Origin of the sequence: Brevibacillus sp. M2.1A (assembly GCF_013284355.2) — a bacterium.
GTDB lineage: Bacteria > Bacillota > Bacilli > Brevibacillales > Brevibacillaceae > Brevibacillus.
This window is the reverse complement of record NZ_JABSUY020000001.1, coordinates 4,176,690-4,202,228: the sequence shown is the minus strand read 5'-3', so window position 1 is coordinate 4,202,228 and position 25,539 is coordinate 4,176,690. Positions and strand designations below refer to the sequence as shown.

Below are 25,539 nucleotides of genomic sequence, written 5' to 3'. Positions count from 1 at the left end.
TTTTGTGACTGCTTGCGGTCAGCAAAAAACGGTCCTGTCCGTTTTTACAAATTGTTTGTGGGGAGGGAAAAAGATGAACCGCTGTCTACATAAGTACAGCAGTTATCGATGGAACAGGATTCTAGGCGCTTTTGTTTTTTGCCTGATGATAGCAGTATCCGGTGGAATGGTTTCAGCAAAAGAGCCAGGACCTGTCATTTCTGTCGTTGTCGATGGAAAGGGAGTCCAATCAGATGTATTGCCCATCCATCGAAATGGCCGAATGCTTGTTCCGATACGGGTAGTAGCAGAGGCAACAGGCTCAGAAGTAAGCTATGATGCCGCCACTCAAAAAGTCATGCTCAACAAAAAAAGCAAGCATATATCCCTTGCGATTGGCAGCCAGACAGCGTACGTAGATGGAAAACGATTGAAGATGGATGTCTCTCCAATCATTGTGAATAAGCGGACGCTTGTTCCGATTCGTTTTATCTCTGAGGCATTTGGCTATCAAGTCCAATGGGATGAGACGTCGGCTGTTGCATACATACAATCCAAACCTGTGGAAGACAAGGCTATGAGTGTGAAATACTCCTTGAATCCCTATGTCGTTCAACAGGGTGATACCTTATCAAAAATTGCAGCTCGCCACGACACGAACATGAATGCCATACAGAAAAATAACCATCTTTCTTCTGATGAGGTACTGGTGGGTCAAATTTTATTTTTGCCAGAAGGTGCCCAAAGAGCTGAGCACCCCATTGCCACAACCGTTGCGGATGATCAATTGATTGGGAAACAATTTCGGTTTCCTTTCCACGATAATAGTTGGTATGAGCCGTATGGGGATAGCTTCGGATCCGATCGAGAGTGGACCGAGACAAATAGCGGCAGTGTTCGTAGTCACGAGGGCATCGACATAATGGCACCGAAAGGAACACCGATTTACTCGGTATCCGATGGGACGATCAACAAAGTGGGCTGGAATACGTATGGTGGCTGGAGAGTAAATATTACAGATGAGAATGGCCAATATCGGATGTATTACGCTCATTTGCAGGCGTATGTACCAGGATTGTATGCAGGGAAAACGATAAAAGCTGGGCAGCTGATCGGTTTTGTTGGAGATACAGGCTACGGTGGAACTGGGACAGTGGGAATGTTTGAACCTCACCTGCATTTTGGCCTCTATCGTAACAGCACGGGGAAAGCAATCGATCCGTATGATTACTTGCGAATTTGGGAGCAAAATAAAGTAGATAGCGCCCTCTAAAATTTGGACAAACTACTACGGAGTACCTTCACGAATAAAAGGAGGCCCTTTGTATGTGGACATGTCCGTACTGTGGGGGAAGTCACGGCTTACCCTTTCACGATGAGCAGCTGGATGGCATGCTTTGTCTCTCGTCTGATTGCGGTCGATTTGTTGAAGAGCATAGCACATCGGATGATCCTCGAGACTGGGATGCAATGGATATGTAAGGAGAAGAGTGAACGGCCTTCGTAAGAAAGGTGCTGTTCGCTCTTTTTTTGTTCCATGGAAGCGCTGTGATTTGCGTATTATGGGACTTGCGTGAGCGCATAGGATGAAGCACTGGGATATATAATGGAAGATTCTGATGCTTGATGCCCTGACAATTGGTTACAATAGAGAAGAGTATGAGTATGCTGATGGAGAAGGGAGATTGGACTATGACTGCTTCTACGACCGAAATTGCATTTCAAAGCTCCCAAATCAATGGGATGAACGTACATATCCTTCCAACCGAAAAGTTCAAGACCACGACAATCGTGACGATGATTGAACAGGCGCTATCGGAGGAGCACGTAACGAAAACAGCATTGCTTGCAATGGTTATGAAACGTGCCAGCGCTCGTTTTCCGGAAACGAAGCAATTGCGAGCACATTTGGATTTCCTATACGGTGCCATTTTTGATGTAGATGTCATGAAAAAAGGCGAGCGGCAAATTCTGCAAATTTATATGGAAGTACCGAATGAAAAATATTTGTCCAATGAAGCCTCGCTTTTGGAGCAGGCCATCGAATTCGTGGGAGATATGCTCGTCAGACCGTATGTACAGGACAACGCTTTTTCCGAAAAGTACTTGGCACAGGAAAAAGAGACGCTACGAAAACGGATAGAGAGTTTGATCGACGACAAAATGAAGTATGCAAACCAACGCGTAACCGAAGAAATGTGCAAAGGTGAACCATTCTCTCTTCTCGTCCAAGGCCGTGTGGCGGATTTGCCGAAGATCACTGGTCAGGAGCTGTATCAATATTTTCAAGAAGTAACGACGACCAATCCGATCAATATGTTCGTGGTGGGCGATGTTGATCAACAGGAAGTAAGCGAGGCTATTCGCAAGCATATCCCGTTGGAGCGCTCCCAAGTAGGGGAACTGCAAATCGCATCGACGGCGAAGGATGTGTCTGCTGAGCGCGAAGTGATCGATCGGCTCGATGTCAACCAGGCAAAGCTCAACATCGGCTGCCGCACGCAGATCACCTATAAGGATGATGATTACCCGACGCTGCTCTTGTTCAACGGGATTTTAGGCGGCTTTCCTCACTCCAAGCTGTTTGTCAATGTCCGTGAAAAAGAGAGTCTAGCTTACTATGCCGTATCCAGGCTAGAGAGCCATAAAGGGATTCTCATGATCATGTCCGGGATTGATGTTAGCAAATATCAGCGTGCGGTTGAGATTATTAAACAGCAGCTGGAACTGATGCAACAAGGAACCATATCGGACGAGGAAATGAGCCAGACGCGTGCCACGTTGTCTAACCAATTCCGCGAGCTTTTGGACAGTGCACGCGGCATGATTGATTTTACGTACAATGGTGTGATTAGCGGACGTCCTCGGAAAATCGAAGAGCTTTTGGCTGGGATCAATCAAGCAACAATTGAAGATATCAAGAAGGTAGCGAGCAAGGTGACGATCGACACGATTTATCTGCTGCGGGACAAGAAGGGAGAGGCATAAGATGCAGACCACTGTCTTTGATCAAGTAAATGAAACGGTATATCATGAAACTCTCCAAAATGGATTGCAAGTCTATCTGGTTCCCAAACAAGGCTTCAGTAAAACATACGCGGTATTCACTACGCGCTACGGCTCCATTGATAGCCATTTCCGCACCCGAAGCGGGGAAGAAATCAATGTTCCCGACGGTATTGCGCATTTTCTTGAGCACAAAATGTTTGAGAAAAAAGATCGGGATGTCATGCACGAATTCAGTAAAAACGGGGCGAGCTGCAATGCGTTCACGAGCTTCAATCGTACAGCTTATTTGTTCTCGTGCACAGATAAGTTGGATGACAATCTGAATCTGCTGCTCGATTATGTTCAGGACCCATATTTTACAGATGCCAGTGTAGAAAAGGAAAAAGGAATCATCGGTCAGGAAATCACCATGTACGATGACAATCCTGACTGGAAGGTGTACATGAACCTCCTAAAGGCCATGTATCAGAAGTATCCGATCAACATTGAAATTGCGGGTACGATCGAGACGATCTCTCATATTACAAAAGAATATTTGTATCAGTGCTATGAAACGTTTTATCATCCTGCCAATATGCTCCTGTTGGTCGTGGGCTCCTTCGAACCTGAAGCGATCATGAAGCTCATTCGAGAAAATCAGGGAGCTAAGGAGTTTCCTCCTGCGCCACAAATCACGCGCGTGTTTCCAGACGAGCCATCAGCGCCAGCAGAGGCGAAGGTAGAAGCGTTTCTAACAGTTGGTCTACCCAAATGCATGATCGGAATTAAGGAAAAGGAAAACGGTCTAACCAAGGAAGCCTTGTTAAAACGCGAATTGACTACTAAACTGGTATTGGACATTGCGTTCGGCACTAGCTCCGCTGTCTATGAGCGTTTGTATGATAGCGAGCTGATTACGGAAAGCTTTGATTTTGACTACAGCAGTGAGCAGGATTATGCGTATACGATCATTGGTGGTGATACACCTGATCCAGAGCGTTTGGTGGAAACAATCAAAGCGGAGATCGAACAATTGAAGCAAGCCGGTATAGCCCAGGATGATTTTGAACGTGCGAAGCGTAAAAAAATCGGAAACTTCCTGCGTTCTCTAAACTCCGTGGAGTTTATCGCTAACCAGTTTACCAGCTTCAAATTTAACGGGAATGATCTGTTTTCCGTAGTGCCGACCTTGGAGTCGATCACACGCGAAGATGTGGAAAAACGTTTGAAGGAGCATTTTTTAATCGAGCAGATGGCTGTTTCCATCGTTCGTTCCGCTTCGCCACAGGAGTAATGTATTCATGTTCAAGCAAGAGACGCCATGGGCGTTAATTACGGGGGCTTCCGGAGAGATCGGGCAGGCGATTGGTGCCTATCTGATTGATGCGGGGGTTCCCCTTTATCTGCATTACAATCGAAATATGGAAAAATTGGAGCCGTTGGCGCAAAAATGCCAGGAGCGGGGCAATCCGTACGTTATCCTCCAGGCTGATTTACGGGACCCACATCAAATTGCCGCGATGTTTGCCCAGATGCAGGTTGCACCACTGTTGATCGTAAACAACGCTTCAGTGGATGATGTCGGCTTATTTACGGATGTGACTGTCGACAAATTCGATGAACTCATCGCACTCAATGTTCGATCCACTTTTTTGGTCTGCCAAACTGCTGTTCCGGCCATGCTGCGTGCAAGGTATGGGCGTATCGTCAACATTTCTTCCATTTGGGGGCTGACGGGTGGTTCGTGTGAGGTGCTTTACTCCATGACCAAAGGAGCAATCAATACGTTCACCAAAGCCTTGGCAAAGGAAATGGCACCAAACGGAATCACGGTAAATGCCGTCGCTCCAGGAGCGATTGCTGGTGGAATGATGAAGCGCTTTTCTCCTGATGAAATGGAAATGATCGCCGAAGAAATACCAGCCAATCGTCTGGGACAACCATATGAGGTAGCCGCAGTCGTGCGCTTTTTGCTATCGGCGGATTCCAGTTATGTGACGGGGCAAGTGATTAGTCCAAACGGTGGATGGTACACGTAGAAGATAAGTATGCATGAATAAAATTCGAGAAATGATGGAATTCTACCTTTTGTGTGGGCAGCAAATCTGTTCGCAACGTACAAAAGGAGGGAATTTCCCTATGTCGATTCTTGACAATTTTAGCGACTGGAAAGCGTTTCTCGGAGATCGGGTAGAACAAGCGAAACAAGCCGGGATGGAAAGCGATACGCTTCAAAATGTAGCTTATCAAATCGGTAGCTACCTGTCTGAGCAAGTAGACCCGAAAAACGATCAGGAGCGTCTGTTGAAACAGCTGTGGGACGCAGGTGATCAACAGCAGCAACAAGCTTTGGCATCACTCATGGTGAAGCTTGTTCAGAATCGCAATGACGCGAACGCTGGCAGCTAGCCATTCAAATCCCCTCCTTTTGGGGATTTTTCTTTTCGCGATTGTCGAATGATACGAACGTGATATACTACATAAGAAGAGAATTCTGGTTGGCGGAGAGGATTGCATATGGAAGCGAAGAAAGAATGGTACATGGAGTATGAGATTGCCCGTAACCGTCCTGGTCTATTAGGGGACGTATCTTCTATTCTGGGGATGTTGAACATCAACATCGTGACGATCAATGGCGTGGATACCATGCGTCGAGGTATGCTGCTCTTGACCGATGATGATGAAAAAATGGAGGTTTTGCGCAACGTTGTGCAAAAAATGGACAACATAACCATAACGAGGTTACGTCCCCCGACAATGCTGGATCGTTTGGCTGTTCGCCATGGTCGCTATATTGAACGGGATAGCGAGGACAAAAAAACGTTTCGCTTTGTTCGTGAGGAGCTGGGCTTGCTGGTCGATTTCATGGCAGAAATCCTGAAGAAGGAAGGTCATCAGCTCATCGGGATTCGGGGAATGCCTCGCGTAGGAAAGACTGAGTCAATGATTGCTGCCAGCGTATCCGCCAATAAACGTTGGACATTTATTTCCTCTACTTTGTTGCGCCAGACGGTGCGCAGCTCCTTAGCCATTGATGAAATGTCTACTGATCATGTATATTTGATAGATGGAATTGTCTCAACGCTGCGATCGACAGAAAAGCACTATACCTTGCTTCGGGAGATTATGAACTTTCCTGCCGCAAAAATCATTGAGCATCCGGATATATTCGTAAGGGAATCAGAGTATCAACTAGATGATTTCCATTACATTATTGAGCTGCGTCATCATCCGGATGAAGAGATTACATATGAGCTTATCAACAATCGCGGCTTTGATAATTTCGAAATGAATTAAGGAGGGGCAGCTGTGTCTGAGCTAGGTCAAGTCCTGCAAAGGGCCCGCGAAGAAAAAGGAATCACGCTCGACGACATCCAACGTATCACCAAGATACAGCGGCGATATTTGGAAGCAATTGAAAGGGGTCATTTTCACGTACTTCCTGGCCACTTTTACGCGCGTGCATTTATAAAGAGTTATGCGGAAGCTGTCGGTCTAGACCCGAACCACATCCTGACTCACTTTCAGTCCGATTTGCCGGCCCAGCCACCTACAGAGCAAGTAGAGCGACTGCGTCGCAGAAGAGTTGCTTCAGCGAACAATCCATTACAAGCGGGGCGATGGGTTACCAAAACCTTGCTCGTATTGTTTATTGCCTTGATTATCGGGGTTATTTATTTCGCTGTCGTCAACAACAACGGTCAGTTGACTCAGCCAATGCCAGGTGGAACAGTTAACCCTGGAGCGGAAATTGTCACGCCTGACACTGGTGGTGGAGCGGCAACATCCCCGATTGCTCAACAACCGAAGCCTCCTTCTATTACCACACCGAATACTGAAACAGGAACAACCCCACCTGAGACCGTTACGGAAACTCCTCAGGCAACCATCACATTTGAATCGCAGCAAGGATCGATGTATAGCTATTCCTTGCAAGGTGGAGAAAAAATCACGGTTTATCTGAAGATAAAAGATGAAACGAGCTGGTTTGGTATTTCGGAAGGAAAAGGCAAAAAGTATGTTGAGCAGGGCACGCTCAAGAAGGATCAGGAAAAAACGATTGAGCTGGGGAAATCCGCTTATATTCGTTTGGGCAAACCGACTGTAGTGGAATTGAAAGTGAACGGAGTCTTGGTAGACACGTCTAAAATGAAGTCAATGCCGTCCAATATTACGATGAAAGTAAAAGAGGCGGTCACCCAGTAGGCAAGCATATGCTTGCCTTTTGTACTTTTCTCTTTTTTGACACTTCCTTTAGGCTTATATTATACTGGATAGGTGTAATATGGGTTGGTGTGACCAATTGGAGGAAAAAAGATGACAGAGAAGGTAGGCACGCGTGAAAAAGTAGCGATTGTTACGCTGGGCTGTGAAAAGAATCTCGTTGATTCGGATATGATGGCCCATCTGATAGATGAAAAAGGTTATGAACTGGTTGATAACCCGGAAGAAGCAACTGTGGTTATCGTCAATACCTGCGGTTTCATCGATGCAGCCAAGGAAGAATCCGTAAATAAGATTCTGGAAATGGGTGAATTGAAGGAAGCCGGCAAACTGAAATCGCTTGTGGTGGCAGGCTGTCTCACACAACGTTACAAAGAGGATATCTTGAATGAGATTCCTGAGGTGGATGGCATTGTCGGAACAGGCGATTTTATGTCAATTACAGGTATTATCGAAGAATCTCTGGAGGGCAAGCGACCGATTTTTGTAGGTAATCCCATTTTTACGTACGAAGATGTCGTGAAGCGGAAAGTAAAACAGGGCACGTACTCCGCATATATTAAAATTGCCGAGGGCTGCGACAACGCCTGTACGTTCTGCTCGATTCCTTTGATGCGTGGAGGATTCCGCAGTCGTACAATCGAGTCCATTGTGGAAGAAGCTCGTCATTTGGCGGCACAAGGGATCGTAGAAGTAAGTCTGATTGCACAAGACTCTACGAACTACGGAACGGATATTTACGATGGAAAATTGATGCTTCCCGAACTTTTAAACCGTCTGGCAGAAGTCGAGGGCATCGAGTGGATTCGTCTTCACTATGCATACCCTGGATTCTTCACGGATGAATTGATCCACACCTTTGCTACCAATCCAAAAGTGTGCAAATACGTAGATATGCCTTTGCAGCACTCGGAAGACCATATTCTGAAAAGAATGCGTCGCCCAGGTAGACAGACGGACATTCGTGCGCTGGTTGCAAAAATTCGCGCGCAGGTTCCAGACGTTGCTCTGCGTACCTCGTTGATCGTAGGGTTCCCTGGGGAAACAGAGGAAGACTTCGAGCGTCTTAGCGAGTTTGTGAAGGATATCCGTTTTGATCGACTGGGTGTATTTACTTACTCCAACGAGGATGACACGCCAGCTTCCCGATTGCCTGACCATGTAGACGAAGAGGTTAAGGAAAAACGTGCGAACATGCTGATGGAAATTCAGCGTGAAGTAGCTGGAGATCGTAACGGACGCTTTGTTGGTCAAGTCTTGGAAGTTTTGATTGAACGCTACGAAGGACGTAACGATATTTATGTAGGTCGAACACAGTATGACGCTCCGGAAATCGATGGTGAAGTATTCGTCACCGGTTTTAAAGGCGAACTGGGTACCATCGTAAAAGTAAAAATAACTCACTCCTATGAATACGATTTAGCCGGGGAGGTAGTCTAGGTGAATCTCGCCAACCGCATCACCCTCGCCAGGATTTTTCTGGTGCCGGTAGTTATGTTTTTTCTGCTGGTGCGTTACAACATCGGGACATTTTCGATTGGCAGCCTGACGATGACGTATAACGAGCTGATTGCGGCTTTGGTGTTTATCCTAGCAGCCAGTACGGACGGACTCGACGGTTATATTGCACGGAAAAAGAAAATCGTGACGAACTTGGGGAAGTTTCTGGACCCGCTTGCTGATAAGCTGTTGATTTCTGCAGCACTCATTTCACTCGTAGAGATGCAGCGTTTGGAAGCGTGGATTGCGATTGTCATTATCAGCCGGGAGTTTGCAGTAACGGGTCTACGGCTAGTTGCTGCGGCAGAAGGACAGGTAATTGCTGCGAGTGCATTGGGTAAACTGAAAACATGGGTGCAGATCGTAGCGATTACGGCTGTCATGATTCGCAACTTCCCATTTGGGTTCTTCGGTATTCCGTTCGACGAAGTAGCTACTTGGGCGATGGTGATCATCACGATTTACTCCGGGTACGACTACTTTGCGAAAAATCGTAACGTGATCCAATACTCGTAATGCGGGTATTGGTCTCTTTTTTCACAAGACTCTTCTCTTGAGCGTTTGCAAGTGATAAACTGTTAGTTTAGAGGCTTTTCTACTCTCAAAGAGAATGGATGAGGAAGATGAGAGCGGAGATTATCGCGGTAGGTACCGAGCTTTTGTTAGGCCAAATCGCTAACACCAACGCACAGTTTCTTTCTCAGAAGCTGGCGGAAATTGGCGTGGGAGTATACTTTCATACGGTTGTGGGAGACAACACGGAGCGATTGCTACAAGTGATTCGATTGGCATCAGGACGATCTGATCTCGTCATTTTCACGGGTGGGCTAGGGCCGACTCAAGATGATTTGACAAAAGAGACCTTGGCGGGGCATGTAGGCATTGGATTGGAAACGAATTCAGAGGCCATGGAGAGAATTGAAAAATTCTTTTCGCAACGTGGGATTGTCATGACGGAGAACAATCGTAAGCAGGCGCTGGTGCTTTCTGGCAGCCATGTATTCTCCAACGATTTCGGGATGGCGCCGGGGATGGCGATCCGTCATGACAGTAGTACGTTCGTGCTGTTGCCGGGACCACCAAGTGAGATGTATCCAATGGTGGAGAATTACGTGATGCCTTACTTGACTGATTTGCTCCCCGAAAAACAAGTGTTTCACTCTCATGTACTCCGCTTCTACGGGATAGGCGAATCCGCTTTGGAGGAAAAACTGCTCGATTTGATCGAAAAGCAGGACAATCCAACGATCGCGCCTTACGCCAAAGAATTCGAAGTAACGCTGCGGATTACGGCAAGAGCTACTACAGTCGAAGAAGGGGAAGCCCTGATTTTGCCTGTAGAAAAAGAAATTCTCAGCCGTGTTGGCCAGTATATGTACGGGATGGGCGAGAACTCGTCGCTGCATGATGTGCTGGTTGCTGAGCTGAAAAAAAGAAATGAGACGATTGCTTGTGCAGAAAGCTGCACAGGAGGAGCAATTGCCTCGTTGATTACCTCTGTACCGGGAAGCTCGCATGTGTTTCGTGGCGGGGTTGTCTGCTACACCAATGAAGTGAAAAACCAGCTACTCGAAGTACCTGATTCCATTTTGCAAACAGATGGGGCAGTCAGTGAGAAAACAGCTCAATTGCTGGCTGAGCATGTACGAGAAAAGCTGGGAGCTACTTACGGGATTTCTGTCACGGGAGTAGCTGGCCCCGATCCATCCGAGGGCAAGCCTGTTGGCCTTGTTTACGTAGGGATCGCGGCAGAAGGAATACCCACAGTTGTAAAAGAGCTGCGCCTTGCCGGAAGAAGGCATGCAATTGTTGGGCGTGCCGCTAAATACGCGTTGTTTTATGCGCTGCAAATGCAAAAAGAAAGGTGATTTTTTTCATGACGATTTTTTCTGATTTTCCTTTACATAAATCTATTCTGCAAGCGATTCACGATATGGGCTTCGAAGAGCCATCACCGATTCAGGCAGCTTGCATTCCAAAAGTTCTGGATGGCGGAGACCTGATTGGTCAAGCGCAGACAGGTACTGGTAAAACTGCTGCATTCGGGATTCCACTTGTAGAAAAGATTACGCCTGCCAATCGTGTTCAAGCGATCGTGCTGACACCCACTCGTGAGCTGGCTATCCAGGTTGCGGGAGAGCTCCTGCGCATCTCCAAATACAACAAAGTTCGTACGCTGCCAATCTATGGCGGACAATCGATCGGACATCAAATTCGTGCACTCCGTCAAGGTGTACAAATCGTCGTAGGTACGCCTGGTCGTGTCATGGATCACTTGCGCCGCAAAACATTGAAGCTGGATCACGTACATACACTCGTTTTGGATGAAGCGGATGAAATGCTGGACATGGGCTTCATCGAAGATATCGAAACGATCATCACACATATGCCGGAAGAGCGTCAAACCTTGCTGTTCTCTGCGACGATGCCGCCAGAAATCAAGCGTTTGGCTACCCGTTACATGAAACAGCCGCAAACGATCGCGGTGAGCCGTGAAGAAGTAACGGCGCCATTGATTGAACAGGTATACTACAAAGTGTTTGACCGTAACAAAGTAGAGAGCCTCTGCCGTATTCTGGACAGCGAGGATGTAGAGTTGGGAATCATTTTCTGCCGTACCAAGCGCGGTGTAGATGAGCTGTCCGAAGTGCTGCAATCCCGCGGATACCTTGCAGATGGTTTGCATGGCGACTTGTCACAGGCACAACGTGACAAGGTCATGAATGCGTTCCGCGAAGGCTCGATTGAATTCCTGATTGCAACAGACGTAGCAGCACGTGGTATCGACGTAGGAAACGTTTCTCACGTAATCAACTACGATATTCCACAAGACTCTGAGAGCTACGTGCACCGTATTGGCCGTACAGGTCGCGCTGGTCGCAAAGGAATTGCGATGACGCTGGTTACGCCTCGTGAAGTAAGACAAATGATGTTTATCCAAAAGCAGACAAAAGCACAAGTGCTCTCTCGCAATGTTCCTTCCCTGGAGGAAGTGGCTGAGCGCAAACAAGAGCAATTGCGCGAACAGTTGACTAGCCTTTTGGAAAGCGATGCAATCGCGGATATGTATCAAAAAGTAGCGGATGCTCTCGTAGGTCAATACCCGGCTGAAAAAGTAGCTGCTGCTGCATTACACCTCGCATTCCATACCGAAGCAGGACAAGGGCAGGAAGTAGAAGCGTACAACTTTGGTGAGACGGGTGCAGCAAAAGGCATGGTTCGCTTCTTCCTGAACGTAGGTCGCAATGCGAACATGAAGCCACAGGATCTGGTAAGAGAAATCTCTGAATCTGTTGGTATCCCGGGAAAATCAGTAGGTCGCATCGACATTTTCGAGAACTTCACATTTGTTGAGGTTCCAGAAGAGGTAGCGGCATTCGTATATGAGTCACTGCGTCAAACACGCATCAACGGAAAACGAATCAATCTGGAGCCTGCAAAGCCTCGCGGAGCGAAGCGTTCCTAATTAGGGTGCATGACACAAAGCAGCCATTTCACTGGGAATAACCAGGAAATGGCTGCTTTTTTACGATGCGAATATTTGTTCGTAAAAAATACTTGGCAAACACTTCTGTCTCGAGGTATGATGAAGACAAGCAAAACAGAAGCGAAAAATTGAAAGGGTGTGTACCATTTGTCAGATCGTCGCGCAGCTTTGGAGAGTGCATTGCGTCAGATAGAAAAGCAATTCGGAAAAGGTTCCATTATGAAGTTGGGGGAAGTATCCAACGTTCAGATTTCTACTGTATCGAGCGGAGCGCTTGCTCTTGATATCGCACTTGGTGTGGGCGGATTCCCACGTGGACGGATTATTGAGATTTACGGACCAGAGTCTTCTGGTAAAACAACAGTAGCACTTCATGCAATCGCAGAAGTACAAAGACAAGGCGGACAGGCTGCGTTTATCGATGCTGAGCATGCCCTGGATCCGGTTTACGCTGCAAAGCTGGGTGTGAACATCGACGAATTGCTCTTGTCCCAACCAGACACTGGTGAGCAAGCGTTGGAGATCGCGGAAGCATTGGTGCGTTCGGGTGCAGTAGATATTATCGTAGTGGACTCCGTTGCGGCACTCGTGCCAAAAGCAGAGATCGAGGGCGAGATGGGAGATTCCCACGTAGGTTTGCAAGCACGCTTGATGTCCCAAGCACTTCGCAAGCTGTCCGGTGCCATCAACAAGTCCAAAACGATTGCGATCTTCATCAACCAGCTTCGTGAAAAAGTGGGAGTTATGTTCGGTAACCCGGAAACAACTCCAGGTGGACGCGCTTTGAAGTTCTACGCGAGTGTTCGTTTGGATGTTCGTAAAGCGGAATCTATCAAAGTCGGCAACGACATTTTGGGTAGCAAGACAAAGATCAAAGTTGTCAAAAATAAAGTGGCTCCACCATTTAAGGTTGCAGAAGTGGACATCATGTACGGTGAAGGTATTTCCAGAGAAGGTAGCATTCTCGACATCGGTTCTGAGATTGATGTCGTGCAAAAGAGTGGTGCTTGGTATTCCTTCAACGAAGAACGTCTCGGCCAAGGTAGAGAAAATTCGAAAGTCTTCCTGAAGGAAAATCCGCACATTGCATCACAGATTGAAACGAAAGTGCGCGAATACTTCAGCCTGAACCCTGGTTCTGTTCCAGAAGTAGAGGCAGAGCATGACCCAGAGCAAGATGAAGAGCCTACATTTGATCTGGAGTAAGAAAGTAAAACAGCAGCCTGTCGATGAGACAGGCTGTTATTTTAGCTTTGCGAAGGAGTGAATCATCATGAAGAGCGGCCTGATCACTGCCGTTCATCGAGATATCAAACAAAAGCAACGCTACCATATCGATGTAGAAGGCGAGTATGCCATTACCGTACATGAAGACATACTGGTAAAGTACAACCTATTTAAGGGAACAGAATTAGATGAAGCTTTTTGCCGAGAAGTCCTGATAGCAGAAGAAAAGCATAAAGCGTATTTAGGAGCTTTGCGATACCTCGGTATACGCCCACGGACAAGCAGTCAGCTGCATTCTTATTTGGTAGAGAAGGGATTTTCTTCGCAAATTGCCGAAGAGATATGTCAACGCTGCAAGGATCACGGTTACATCGATGATGAAGCATTTGCGAAGCAATGGGTAGACGAGCGGTTGCGTTTGAAGCCGAGAAGCTCGTATATGCTGCGTATGGAGCTTACGCAGCGAGGAGTGGACAGAGCGATTGTAGAGGACGCAGTAAGTGGCGTGTCTAGGCAGGCTGAACTAGATGCTGCCCGCGCATTGATAGAAAAGAAGGCGCGACGCATAGAGGGTGCCCCGAACCCCGAGGAAGAACGCAAGCTGCTGTCCATGCTGATGCGCAAGGGATTCTCTCATGCGATCATTCAACAAATGCGTGAAGAATTGCGTCATAGAAGCGATAGTTAGGGCCAACTCTATTTGCATGATCTTGACAATTCTTGTTCACAAATAATAAAATAGGTTTGTATTTACTTGGTGTATCATAACTTTTTGTGATTTGCTCACTCGATGCCTATGAAACAACTGAAAAACCGTGCGAAAGCAGTACGGATTCAGCGGACCGAGTAAAATCGGTCTTGTTTTTTAGCCGAATGTTCAAATGTGAGAGCACTCCATGAAAAACAAATGCTTGGAAAGCGGGGAGATGTCTTACAATAAGGAGGTGAAACGAAAAAGCCTATGGATCCTATAATTACTGTTGTCATTGTGCTCGTTGCCCTGCTGATCGGCTTGGGTGCTGGCTACTTCACTCGTAAATCGATTGCCGAAGCGAAGATCTCCAGTGCAGAAGAAGCTGCACGACAGATCGTGGAGGAAGCCAAACGGGACGCCGAAGCCGTTAAGAAGGAGAAGGTGCTGGAGGCAAAGGATGAAGTGTTCAAGCTTCGATCCGAAGCGGAAACCGAATTGCGTGAGAGACGCAATGAGATCCAGCGTCAGGAACGACGAATTCTACAAAAAGAAGAATCGTTGGACCGCAAGATGGAACAGTTGGAGCGCAAAGAAGAAGAATTGTCTGAGCGTGACCGTGCCATCGCAGAACTGCAAAGCAAGGTAGAGCACTTATATAAAGAACAAGTATCAGAGCTAGAACGAATCTCCGGTTTGACGCAGGATGAGGCGAAGACGATCATTCTCACAGATGTGGAGAATACCGTCCGTCACGAAATGGCTGTGATGATCAAGGAGATTGAGACTCAGGCCAAGGAAGAAGCGGACAAACGTGCTCGTGAGATCATTACGACCTCCATTCAACGTTGTGCAGCAGACCACGTAGCAGAAACAACCGTTTCTGTGGTTACGCTGCCAAATGATGAGATGAAGGGACGTATTATCGGACGGGAAGGACGTAACATTCGTGCCCTGGAGACGTTGACTGGTATCGATCTGATTATTGACGATACTCCAGAAGCAGTCATCCTGTCTGGCTTCGACCCGATTCGTCGGGAAATCGCCAAGACAGCGTTGGATAAACTGGTCGCAGACGGTCGCATTCACCCAGCTCGCATCGAGGAAATGGTGGAAAAAGCGCGTCGCGAAGTAGACGAGCGAATCCGTGAATACGGTGAGCAAGCAACGTTCGAAACAGGCGTTCACGGCTTGCATCCAGATTTGATCAAGATTCTCGGACGCTTGCGTTACCGTACGAGCTACGGTCAAAACGTACTGAAGCACTCTATGGAAGTGGCACATCTCGCCGGTTTAATGGCGGCAGAACTGAAAGAAGATGTGAAGCTGGCCAAACGTGCAGGTTTGCTGCATGATATCGGAAAAGCGATTGACCATGAAGTAGAAGGTTCACACGTGGAAATCGGTGTAGAACTGGCTAAGAAGTACAATGAGCATCACGTTGTAGTGAACAGTATTGCGTCTCATCACGGTGATACCGAACCAACTTCCGTCATTGCTATGCTCGTGGGAGCTGCCGACGCTCTGTCTGCCGCACGCCCAGGTGCACGCCGTGAGACATTGGAAACATATATCAGACGTTTGGAGAAACTGGAAGAAATCTCTGAGTCGTTCGATGGCGTAGAAAAGTCTTATGCGATTCAAGCAGGACGCGAAATTCGCGTGATGGTTCAACCTGATAAGATTGACGATGCGGAAGCTACCCGTCTGGCACGGGAGATCACGAAACGAATTGAAAATGAACTCGACTACCCAGGTCATATTAAAGTAACGGTTATCCGTGAAACAAGGGCAGTTGAGTATGCAAAGTAAAGTGGCTGCGTGCCACTTTACTTTTTTTGTAGCACACCAGATGCTTGACGAAGTCAAGTTTTCTAATGAGCAGAGGAATTGTGTATACTAGCAATGAGGTGATTTGGTAATGAAGTTGTTATTCATTGGAGATATTATGGGCTCGCCTGGCAGAGAGATCGTGAAAACATATCTGCCGTTACTGAAACGAAAATATAACCCAACCTTTATCGTAGCGAATGGAGAGAACGCTGCGCATGGTCGCGGGATCACAGAGAAAATTACCAAGGAGCTTTTCGAGTGGGGTGTTCACGCGATTACGCTCGGGAATCATACGTGGGACCAAAGAGAAATTTTCGATTTTATCGATGATGAGCCGCGGATGATTAGACCGGCGAACTTCCCGGAAGGGGCTCCTGGAAAAGGGATTACATATATCAAACAACCTGAAGGGGAACTAGCCGTCATTAATTTGATGGGGCGTACGTTCTTGCCACCTCTCGACTGTCCGTTCCAAATGGCTGACAAGCTCGTAGAACAAGCACGAAAACGCACGAAGCTGATTTTTGTAGATTTTCATGCCGAAGCCACATCCGAGAAGCAAGCAATGTCATGGTACCTCGATGGAAAGGTAACAGCGGTCGTGGGGACACATACCCATGTGCAAACCGCTGATGAGCGTATTTTGCCTCAAGGAACCGGATTTTTGTGTGATGTAGGAATGTGCGGCCCAAGTAACGGCATTTTGGGAATGGAACGCGAAGCTGTTATTAAGAAATTTTTGACGCAGCTCCCTGTTCGATTTGAGGTAGCGCCAGATCCAGCGCAGTTGAATGCGGTGCTGATTACCCTGGATAAAGCGACAGGCCATGCGAAAAAACTAGAACGAATCAGAATTGACTCTGACCATCCGTTTATGGAATAATGGGAATAAGATTAGAATTTTTTGAATCTTTCAAGCAAGTTAGCAGGAATTTTTAGGGGTTATGCGAATATCATACTAATGATGACAGGATTCCTATCAGACGGGAGGTTCAAAAAGGATGGAAGTATTAAAAGTTTCAGCAAAGTCTAACCCCAATTCCGTTGCTGGTGCCCTTGCCGGAGTTCTTCGTGAACGAGGAGCGGCTGAGATCCAAGCCATTGGCGCTGGGGCGCTTAATCAAGCTGTGAAGGCAGTAGCAATCGCACGAGGGTTCGTAGCGCCGAGTGGAGTTGACCTCATTTGTATTCCAGCCTTTACCGACATCGTGATTGATGGAGAAGAGCGAACTGCAATCAAACTAATCGTAGAACCCAGATGATACAACTGCAAATGCATCACCTGCCTGTTTGTTCGAAGAATGAACAGGTTTTTTCGTTTGTCCAGAAGTATGACCCTCCGAAGTTATCGAAGAGAAGGAGCGTTTCCATATGAAAATCTTTGATGCGCATTGCGATGTATTATGCAAGCTATGGCAGAATCCCGAGCTGGACTTTTATAAAGAAGACAAGCTCTTGCAATCTGGTTTTACCGCTCTTGAAAAAGGGAATGTAGACATACAAGTGCTTGCCTGTTTCGTCCCATCTCAGGTGCCGTTTGGACGACGTTTTCATACTGTGCTAGAAATGATCGATATTTTTTATCAAAAGGTGGCAGGTGATCAATTCCGTCCCATTTTTACAAAGGCAGATTTGGCTGAATGCGTATTAAAGGGACAGAAAGGGGCTATTCTGTTTGTAGAAGGTGCGCATGCATTAGAAGAGAGCCTCGTTCAGCTACGTACGTGGTATCGGCTTGGTGTACGAGGAATGACACTGACCTGGAATCATGGCAATGCTCTAGCGAGTGGAAATGGAGAGCCGAATCCAGGTGGACTTACTTCATTTGGACGAGAAGTCATTGATGAAATGAATCGGCTGGGGATGATTATTGATGTTTCGCATTTAGCCGATCCAGGATTCTGGGATGTACTAGAATGCTCGAAAGCACCCGTGATCGCTTCACACTCAAACGTGAGAAGCCTATGTCATCACTCTCGCAATTTGACGGACGAGCAAATTCGAGCGTTAATCGCCAAAGATGGCGCGATTGGCTTGACGTTTGTAGACTTCTTTACCGTATCGGAGAAGCGCACGGTCTGGATCGACGACTTGTTGCGCCACTTGGATCATATCTGCGCATTGGGTGGCGTAGACCACGTAGGTTTTGGCTCCGATTTCGATGGGATTACCGAGACGTTTGGAGATATGGTATCCGCAGCAGATTACTCCCAGTTACTAGAAGCTTTGTTAAAACGTTATAAAGAGGCGGAAGTATTGAAATTTGTGCAAGGAAATTGGTTGCGTGTTTTCGGAAACGTGCTACAATAAAGCATGAGGATATTAATGTACCAAGTTCAACATTAAAATTCAGGTCAAAAGTAAGTTGAGTAAAAGCACTTGCAATTTGACATGGACAGGACTACAATTGTTACTGTCTATGCACAGAAATGTCACATCTTATCAGTCTTTTCAAGGTGTGATAGGCAGCTTTTCTCACAGTCACTGAAAGGGTGGAATCTGAATGATTAGTCAACTTTCCTGGAAAGTTGGAGGACAGCAAGGGGAGGGCATCGAGAGTACTGGTGAGATTTTCTCGATGGCGATGAACCGGATGGGGTACCATCTGTATAGCTACCGTCACTTCTCTTCCCGTATTAAGGGTGGACACACGAACAATAAAATTCGCGTGAGCACAACGCCTATGCGTGCGATCTCTGACGATCTGGACATTCTCGTAGCGTTTGACCAAGAGACGATCGATTTCAATGCGCATGAGCTTCGTGAAGGCGGTATCATTATCGCGGATGCGAAATTTAATCCAAAGTTGCCGGACGGCTTGAAGCCAGTTCGCTTCTTCACTGTACCACTGACTGAGATCGCTGATGAGCTGGGAACTTCCCTGATGAAAAACATGGTGTCGATTGGTGCTTCCAGTGCCATCCTCGGCATTGCAGTGGAAAGCTTCCGTCCCATCGTTGAAGATATGTTCCTCCGCAAGGGCGAAAAAGTGGTTGAAAAGAACATGGATGCCATTCGCCGCGGTTTTGATTTTGTAAATGAATTGACTGGTGGTCAACTGCCTGAGTTCCAAATGGAAAAGGCTGACCCACAAAAACAACTGTTCCTCATCGGTAACGATGCGATCGCTCTGGGTGCTGTAGCAGCAGGCTGCCGTTTCATGCCAGCTTACCCGATCACACCTGCTTCCGAGGTAATGGAATACTTGATTAAAAAGCTGCCTAAATTGGGCGGTACGGTTATCCAAACAGAAGATGAGATTGCTGCTATTACAATGGCAATCGGTGCTAACTTCGCAGGTGCTCGTTCCTTGACTGCTTCTGCAGGTCCTGGTCTGTCCCTGATGATGGAAGCAATTGGTCTGGCTGGTATCACGGAACAACCTGTTGTAATCGTGAACACACAGCGTGGTGGCCCATCCACTGGTATGCCTACTAAAATCGAGCAATCCGATGTGAATGCTATGATCTATGGTACGCATGGTGACATTCCAAAAGTAGTTATCGCGCCAAGCACAGTAGAAGAGTGCTTCTACGATGCAGTTGAAGCGTTTAACATTGCGGAAGAATACCAACTGCCTGTTATCCTGATGACAGACTTGACGCTGTCCTTGGGCAAACAAACTGTTGTTCCATTTGACTACAGCAAAGTAGAAATCCGTCGCGGAAAACTGCTTGCTGGACAAGAATTGCCAGAAAAAGAGCAAAACGACCTGTTCAAACGTTATGAAGTAACAGAAGACGGCGTTTCTCCTCGTGTAATTCCTGGTCAAAAATACGGTCTGCACCACGTAACTGGTGTAGAGCATGATCAAACTGGTCGTCCATCTGAGAATGCTGCAAACCGTATTCAACAAATGGATAAACGTATGCGCAAAATGGAAGGCGTCCTGAAAAACTTCAAAGGCGCTGTAACTGCAGATGCTCCTCACGCTGATGCGGATGTCCTGGTTGTGGGTATCAACTCTACAATTGGTACGATTCAAGAAGCAAAAGGCCGTCTGGAACAAGAGGGAATCAAAGTAAACCATGCACAAATTCGTTTGCTGCATCCGTTCCCAACTGAAGAAATCAAAGCACTCGTAGACAAAGCGAAGAAAGTTGTTGTTGTAGAGCACAACGCCCAAGCGCAAGTAACAAGCTTGCTCAAACAACACGTTGGAAACGCTGAAAAAATCGAATCCGTGCTTAAATATGACGGTAACCCATTCCTGCCGAAGGAAATCTATGCTGAAGTGAAGGAGCTGGTAAAACATGGCGACTATGAAAGAGTTTCGAAATAACGTTAAGCCAAACTGGTGCCCAGGCTGTGGAGACTTCTCCATCCAAGCGGCTATTCAACGCGCCGCAGCGAACGTAGGCCTGGAACCTGAAAATCTGGCGGTTGTTTCCGGTATCGGTTGCTCTGGTCGTATTTCCGGCTACATCAACTGCTATGGTTTCCACGGTATTCACGGACGTTCCCTGCCAATCGCACAAGGTGTGAAAATGGCGAACCGCGAGCTGACAGTTATCGCAGCTGGTGGTGACGGGGATGGTTTCGCGATCGGTATGGGCCATACTGTACACGCTATCCGTCGTAACATGAACATCACGTACATCGTAATGGATAACCAAATCTACGGTCTGACAAAAGGTCAAACCTCCCCGCGTTCTGCGACTGGTTTCGTGACTAAGTCTACACCGGCAGGTTCCATCGAGTCCTCCATTTCTCCAGTTGAACTGGCGCTGTCTGTTGGTGCGACATTCGTTGCTCAATCCTTCTCCAGCGATCTGAAGGGCTTGACTGAACTGATCGAAAAAGGTATCCAACACGAAGGCTTCTCCTTGATCAACGTATTCAGCCCTTGTGTAACCTACAACAAGGTAAATACGTACGACTGGTTCAAAGAGAACATCGTACCAGTAGACACGATCGAAGGATACGATCCACATGACCGTATCAAAGCAATGTCTACTTCCATGCAACACAAAGGCCTGATTACAGGTCTGATCTACCAAAACACTGAGCAAAAACCTTACGAAGCTCTCGTAAATGGCTTCAAAGAAGAAGGTTTGGCTAACCAAGACATTCGTTTGTCTGAAGAAGACTTCGAAAAATTGGTTAAAGAATTTGCTTAAGTTTGATAGAGTGAAAAACCTCTCCTTAACGGGAGAGGTTTTTTTGTTACATGCGATCGCGCCACTGCCTGTACACGAGCATGACAAGGAAAAAGACAACCAATTGACCAAAGAGTGGGTATAGAAAACGTAGAAGTGAGCTAAACCCGATAAAACTGATCAAATAGCAAATGAGCAAAATCCCTAGTAAAATAGTCGGACCTCGAAGGGGGATAACTTGTCTAATCTGTTGGGCAAGGCCAAATACGTTTGCCACAAGAGTCGAGAAAATTTCGGCGTACACCAATAGGGAGAACAAAAAGGGAATAGTTGGTCCCAAGCCTTGCAGGACAGCGATCATGGGCATTTCCGCGTGATGGATTCCCGGCATTTTTACAGACAGAGAGGCGAAAGCGAGCAAGAGTAGAAGGCCTATTCCTAACCCTCCTATGATTCCCCCTAGGATAAGAGGCTTCTCGCTGGGACTCTGTCTGCCCATCGGAATCAAAACAGCTTGTGTAAGTGTGACATTTAAGGCAACATAATAAAAGGGAGAACTAAGCCACGCCCAAGGCCGTAACGATTCAACGACGACATTCGTATCTAACCATGGCTTCGTGTAAAGGAAGACAAGTACAGTAAAGGCAATGAGCATCGGAACAAAAATGCTGTTCACTTGATGGATGGCAAACAGCCCTTTTTTCGTCACGAAAAAAATCAAAATCATGCTAAACCAAATGCCAATTTGGGGAGATAATCGAAAAGACTCCCAAAAGATCGCACCGGTGGCAGCGAGCATGACGGAGGTAGTGCCTAGCAATACGGTTAAAAGCAAGGTATTAAATACAGTGCCAAACGGATGCCCAAATAAATAGATGCTGACTTCTTGATAGGAATCGGCCTGAATTCGATAGGCAATCAGCATGACGCGGATGCCGGCCCAAATAAACAGCGTCGTCGCCAGAATGATGCCTACCAAGCCTTGTGTTCCATATTGAACAAAGAACTCTACAATTTCTTTGCCTGAGGCAAAACCAGCTCCTACGACTGTCCCAATATACGTAAAAGCGATCTGCCATGCGGCTCTCCATGTTCCTTGCATCCCAGACCTCCTGTCCCACCTTACTCCATCCTATGAGAGGAAGTGAACCGAATATGCGCGTTACCGTGTTAGGCTATCAATCTCCTTATCCTGGCCCAGGAGGTGCTACTCCGGGTTACCTGATCGAGACAGACCAAGTCAAAATTCTTCTCGACTGCGGCAGCGGTGTTCTTGGGCAGTTAGGCAAGCATTTGCCCATTTATGAGCTGGATGCCATGTTCTTATCCCACTATCATCATGATCATGTTGCGGATGTAGGAGTCATGCAGTACGGTTTGATGGTTCATCAGTTATTTGGCCAAAGACCTGCTGACAAGCCGCTTCCGATCTACGCCCCTGCGTTGCCAGTGGCTAATGCTCAGACATTGGTGTATCGAGATGCGACCACATTTACCCCCATCACCGAAGAAACGTCTGTTGCCATTGGGGATGTCTCGATCACTTTTTTACGGACAGACCATGGTGACGGAGATCCATGCTACGCCATGCGTTTGGAAGCGGAGGGACATGTCCTCGTATACGGAGCTGACAGTGGACCAGGAACAGGTTGGGAGGGCTTTGCCAATCAAGCGGATTTGTTTATTTGCGAGGGGACCTATCTGGATTACAATTTACCAGCGAAGCCAAATGGGCATCTGTCTGTTCGCCAAGCGGCAGAGTTGGCACAATCCCTATCCTGCCGCTCGCTATTAATTACACATTTGTTTTACGGCTATGAGGAGTCTCAAGTAATCGCGGAGGCAAATGCCTTTGTCGCAGGTCCAGTTTATGCGGCGAGCATCGGTCTGCAAATTGATTTATAACGCTATTTGTGTACATAGAGAGGAGAGGTGACTTTGTTTCCAAATGTATTAGAAGTCGCACGCAAATTAATTCGCGAACGCGTACAAGCAGGAGAAACCGTTGTTGACGCCACGATGGGGAATGGAAATGACACCTTATTTTTAGCGCAATTGGTACAAGAAGAAGGGAAAGTAATTGCCTTCGATATCCAGCCGCAGGCGATCGAGAAAACGCGCGAGAGACTCGAGAGAGAAGGTCTGGCAAACAGGGTAGAAATGAAGCTCGCCAGTCATGAGGAAATTGACAAGCTGGAAATTAGTGCCGCGGCGATCATGTTTAATTTGGGCTATTTGCCGGGTGGAGACAAGGAAATCACTACACAAGCGAGCAGTACCATTCAAGCGATTCAATCAGGGTTGAGGGTACTCAGACCAGGCGGAATCATGACAGTCATGATTTATTGGGGGCATCCGGCGGGAGAGACGGAAAAAGAGGCAGTGGAAGCATTTTGCCACGAGCTAAGTCAATTGGATTATTTGGTTTTAAAATACCAATACATTAATCAGCAAAACCAAGCGCCATTTTTACTTGCCATCGAACGCAGGGGACAATAGAAAGAACGCAACGCGATCCTTTCCCGGGCAAGCGCAGCATCCGACATCATTCCGATGGAAATGCAATATTTTGTCGTGTCGCTGATAGGTGTACAAAAATAGGCACGCTCTTGCCATTTCTGGCACATACCCTATGTAGAGCAATGTGGCAAGGGGGATCTACGTGGACAGAATCGGGATAATGTTGGATTGGGCCCTTATGGAGAAAGGAATTCATGGCATCAAGTCATATGAGCGTCTGCCTTATTATGTTGAAATCGGTAAAGAGCTTGGATTGGAGCCTGTTTTTTTCCATCCGCGGCATGTGAGGCCAGGAGATGAACGGGTTAAGGGATATTTTTGGAACGGAAACCGACTTGTTTCACAACTGGTTTCAGTCCCGCGAGTCATCCACAATCGTGTTTTGACAGGGGATGCAAAAGCGCGAAATGTGATTCGAAGATTGAGCCAAAAGAAGACGGTATTCAATGGCTTGGTTGTACGGGATAAGAGAAAAGTACATCAGATGCTCTGGAAAAACGAGCAGATTCGCAGCTATCTGCCGCATACAGTGCCTTATTCCATGGAGCAGTTACGTCTGTTCTTGGATAAATACCAGGTGGTGTACGTCAAGCCGTCAATTGGATCTGTTGGAATTGGGGTAGCACGTATTGAACGGCACGGAGGCAGTTATCACTTCATTGCATCGAAAAAACGGCAGATCTTATCTCGTTCGCAGTTACTCTCCACGGTGCGACGTTGGGTCGGCAACAAAAGATTTTTGATCCAACAAGGAATTCCTTTGGCGCACTATGGAGGAAAAACGTTTGATATTCGTGTTTCGGTACAGAAAAACAAAGAGAAACAGTGGACTGTGAGCGGGATGGTTGCCAAGGTTGCCAATAAGAAAAACAAGCTGAGCAATCTCTCTCGAGGAGGGACAGCAGTACCATTTTCGGAAGCTTTGGCCCCCATCTTTCCTGAGGTGAAACAACAACAAGCGGTTATCGAAAGAGTGAGCATAGCGGCGGTGGAAATTGCGAAGCAGTACGGTCGCCATTTTTCATCATTAGCAGACTTAGGGATGGATATGGGAATTGACGACCGAGGCAAACCGTATTTAATCGAAGTCAATGTGCGTGATCAACGCTATTCTTTTTTCAAAGCAGGAGAGAAGGCGATGTTTAAACAAACGTACCGTCATCCGCTGGAATATGCCCAGACATTGCTCGCTGAAAAAAAGAAACGGAAGCATCAGCTTCTAGCACCGAGCCAATTGCTCTAAGAAGAAATACAGAAGAATGTGAAAAAGACGGTGGCATTTAATGCCCCGTCTTTTCGTATACGGTGACCTACGATTCTGCCGGCTGTTGCTGGTCAGCCAAAGGAAAGGGCAGGTTGCGAAAGTGGCGATATACCAAAGCCAATATCGATTTTCGAGTCAAGATTCCTTGAAAATAGTGCTCGTCGTCTTCAATACAAACGAACGGGTGATTTATCGACACTTCTAAAGCTTTCAAAAATTCATCGGTGTCACGCAATCGAGGGACCTTCGTATCCATCACATCATCTACTGTATGTTCGGACATACGCTCAGTCTCGAAGCGCTCCAAACCAAGAGTCTTATTCATGATCATATTCGTGCTGATTAACCCATGCAACCGATACTGATGATCCAGTACAGGAACGGCTGAATAGCCTGACTTGATTAGAACTAGCAGGGCGTGCTCAAGCGAATTACCTAGCTGCACATGTGCGACCTTTGTGGACGCGATTATGAGGTCTTTGATCGGAATATGTAACAAAGGGATCTCTTGATTCATTCAGATCCACCACCTTTTCTTTCTGTCGTCTATAGCAGTAAGAACTGCCTGTGGTCCCCTTCTATGATACCGTAAGAGAGATACAAACGGTAGGGCTACATTTAGAAAACTTGGCGTTGCCAAGGCTTTGGAGAGGCTTCAAACAAAAAAAGCCCGGCAGTTACGCCAGGCAAGTAATCGAGGTGTGGAACAATCGTCCCTAGTTCTAGT

At 47.0% G+C, this 25,539-nt stretch carries 25 protein-coding genes; 23 read left to right on the top strand and 2 right to left on the bottom strand.

The features are described 5' to 3' along the window. The first annotated feature begins 73 nt into the window (after positions 1-73). The 20 genes from HP567_RS20065 (at position 74) to HP567_RS19970 (ending at position 21,049) form a co-directional block, all read left to right on the top strand. Positions 74-1,252, top strand: a complete 1,179-nt coding sequence (locus HP567_RS20065) for a stalk domain-containing protein (RefSeq protein ID WP_173607971.1) — start codon at positions 74-76, stop codon at positions 1,250-1,252. Positions 1,253-1,305: 53 nt separating this feature from the next. Further along, a complete protein-coding gene (locus HP567_RS20060) occupies positions 1,306-1,461 on the top strand; it encodes a hypothetical protein (RefSeq protein WP_007719195.1) in 156 nt (51 codons plus the stop codon). A 210-nt stretch (positions 1,462-1,671) separates the two neighbouring features. After that, positions 1,672-2,967 carry an EF-P 5-aminopentanol modification-associated protein YfmF gene (gene yfmF, locus HP567_RS20055; protein WP_173607970.1) on the top strand — a complete coding sequence of 432 codons (1,296 nt, stop codon included), beginning with the start codon at positions 1,672-1,674 and terminating at the stop codon, positions 2,965-2,967. Between the two features lies 1 nt (position 2,968). Beyond that, a complete protein-coding gene (yfmH, locus tag HP567_RS20050) occupies positions 2,969-4,261 on the top strand; it encodes an EF-P 5-aminopentanol modification-associated protein YfmH (RefSeq protein WP_173607969.1) in 1,293 nt (430 codons plus the stop codon). Positions 4,262-4,268: 7 nt separating this feature from the next. Further along, positions 4,269-5,006, top strand: coding sequence for an elongation factor P 5-aminopentanone reductase (gene ymfI, locus HP567_RS20045; RefSeq protein WP_173607968.1), 738 nt, complete (start codon positions 4,269-4,271; stop codon positions 5,004-5,006). 100 nt (positions 5,007-5,106) lie between these two features. Beyond that, entirely contained in the window at positions 5,107-5,376 is a 270-nt protein-coding gene (locus HP567_RS20040; protein WP_048033399.1) for a DUF3243 domain-containing protein, read from the top strand. A gap of 108 nt (positions 5,377-5,484) precedes the next feature. Continuing rightward, positions 5,485-6,264 (top strand): YmfK family protein, encoded by a 780-nt coding sequence (locus tag HP567_RS20035; protein WP_173607967.1) that lies wholly within the window; start codon positions 5,485-5,487, stop codon positions 6,262-6,264. 12 nt (positions 6,265-6,276) lie between these two features. Continuing rightward, entirely contained in the window at positions 6,277-7,173 is an 897-nt protein-coding gene (locus HP567_RS20030) for a helix-turn-helix domain-containing protein (RefSeq protein WP_173607966.1), read from the top strand. Between the two features lie 111 nt (positions 7,174-7,284). Beyond that, complete coding sequence (gene rimO / locus HP567_RS20025) at positions 7,285-8,631, top strand: 30S ribosomal protein S12 methylthiotransferase RimO (protein WP_173607965.1); 1,347 nt, start codon at positions 7,285-7,287, stop codon at positions 8,629-8,631. Continuing rightward, on the top strand, positions 8,632-9,207 hold the full coding sequence (gene pgsA, locus HP567_RS20020; RefSeq protein ID WP_173607964.1) for a CDP-diacylglycerol--glycerol-3-phosphate 3-phosphatidyltransferase: 576 nt from the start codon (positions 8,632-8,634) through the stop codon (positions 9,205-9,207). Between the two features lie 107 nt (positions 9,208-9,314). Further along, positions 9,315-10,559, top strand: a complete 1,245-nt coding sequence (locus HP567_RS20015) for a competence/damage-inducible protein A (protein ID WP_173607963.1) — start codon at positions 9,315-9,317, stop codon at positions 10,557-10,559. An 8-nt stretch (positions 10,560-10,567) separates the two neighbouring features. Further along, entirely contained in the window at positions 10,568-12,157 is a 1,590-nt protein-coding gene (locus HP567_RS20010; protein ID WP_016743381.1) for a DEAD/DEAH box helicase, read from the top strand. 168 nt (positions 12,158-12,325) lie between these two features. Next, positions 12,326-13,384, top strand: a complete 1,059-nt coding sequence (gene recA / locus HP567_RS20005) for a recombinase RecA (protein WP_048033393.1) — start codon at positions 12,326-12,328, stop codon at positions 13,382-13,384. A 67-nt stretch (positions 13,385-13,451) separates the two neighbouring features. Beyond that, positions 13,452-14,093 (top strand): RecX family transcriptional regulator, encoded by a 642-nt coding sequence (locus HP567_RS20000; protein ID WP_173607962.1) that lies wholly within the window; start codon positions 13,452-13,454, stop codon positions 14,091-14,093. Between the two features lie 273 nt (positions 14,094-14,366). After that, on the top strand, positions 14,367-15,908 hold the full coding sequence (rny, locus tag HP567_RS19995) for a ribonuclease Y (RefSeq protein WP_173607961.1): 1,542 nt from the start codon (positions 14,367-14,369) through the stop codon (positions 15,906-15,908). A gap of 109 nt (positions 15,909-16,017) precedes the next feature. After that, positions 16,018-16,812, top strand: a complete 795-nt coding sequence (locus HP567_RS19990) for a TIGR00282 family metallophosphoesterase (RefSeq protein ID WP_173607960.1) — start codon at positions 16,018-16,020, stop codon at positions 16,810-16,812. A gap of 118 nt (positions 16,813-16,930) precedes the next feature. After that, entirely contained in the window at positions 16,931-17,191 is a 261-nt protein-coding gene (gene spoVS / locus HP567_RS19985; RefSeq protein ID WP_003385776.1) for a stage V sporulation protein SpoVS, read from the top strand. 109 nt (positions 17,192-17,300) lie between these two features. Further along, positions 17,301-18,239: a dipeptidase gene (locus HP567_RS19980; protein ID WP_173607959.1), complete on the top strand. Its 939-nt coding sequence runs from the start codon at positions 17,301-17,303 to the stop codon at positions 18,237-18,239. Between the two features lie 193 nt (positions 18,240-18,432). After that, entirely contained in the window at positions 18,433-20,211 is a 1,779-nt protein-coding gene (locus HP567_RS19975) for a 2-oxoacid:acceptor oxidoreductase subunit alpha (RefSeq protein ID WP_173607958.1), read from the top strand. Continuing rightward, positions 20,183-21,049 carry a 2-oxoacid:ferredoxin oxidoreductase subunit beta gene (locus HP567_RS19970; protein WP_047067761.1) on the top strand — a complete coding sequence of 289 codons (867 nt, stop codon included), beginning with the start codon at positions 20,183-20,185 and terminating at the stop codon, positions 21,047-21,049. The genes HP567_RS19975 and HP567_RS19970 overlap by 29 nt, the downstream gene beginning before the upstream one ends. Before the next feature lie 46 nt (positions 21,050-21,095). Here the strand turns inward: HP567_RS19970 and HP567_RS19965 are convergent, their stop codons facing one another. Continuing rightward, complete coding sequence (locus tag HP567_RS19965; RefSeq protein ID WP_173607957.1) at positions 21,096-22,130, bottom strand: YkvI family membrane protein; 1,035 nt, start codon at positions 22,128-22,130, stop codon at positions 21,096-21,098. 53 nt (positions 22,131-22,183) lie between these two features. Between HP567_RS19965 and HP567_RS19960 the strand changes: the two genes are divergently transcribed. The 3 genes from HP567_RS19960 to HP567_RS19950 all read left to right on the top strand — a co-directional run bounded on the left by HP567_RS19960 (position 22,184) and on the right by HP567_RS19950 (position 24,791). Beyond that, positions 22,184-22,933, top strand: coding sequence for an MBL fold metallo-hydrolase (locus HP567_RS19960; protein ID WP_173607956.1), 750 nt, complete (start codon positions 22,184-22,186; stop codon positions 22,931-22,933). A 33-nt stretch (positions 22,934-22,966) separates the two neighbouring features. After that, positions 22,967-23,527 (top strand): tRNA (mnm(5)s(2)U34)-methyltransferase, encoded by a 561-nt coding sequence (locus tag HP567_RS19955; RefSeq protein WP_047067757.1) that lies wholly within the window; start codon positions 22,967-22,969, stop codon positions 23,525-23,527. A 163-nt stretch (positions 23,528-23,690) separates the two neighbouring features. Continuing rightward, entirely contained in the window at positions 23,691-24,791 is a 1,101-nt protein-coding gene (locus HP567_RS19950; RefSeq protein ID WP_173607955.1) for a YheC/YheD family endospore coat-associated protein, read from the top strand. Between the two features lie 67 nt (positions 24,792-24,858). On the opposite strand, the gene cbpB is transcribed toward HP567_RS19950, so the two are convergent. After that, entirely contained in the window at positions 24,859-25,329 is a 471-nt protein-coding gene (cbpB, locus tag HP567_RS19945) for a cyclic-di-AMP-binding protein CbpB (protein WP_173607954.1), read from the bottom strand. Positions 25,330-25,539 lie beyond the last annotated feature (210 nt).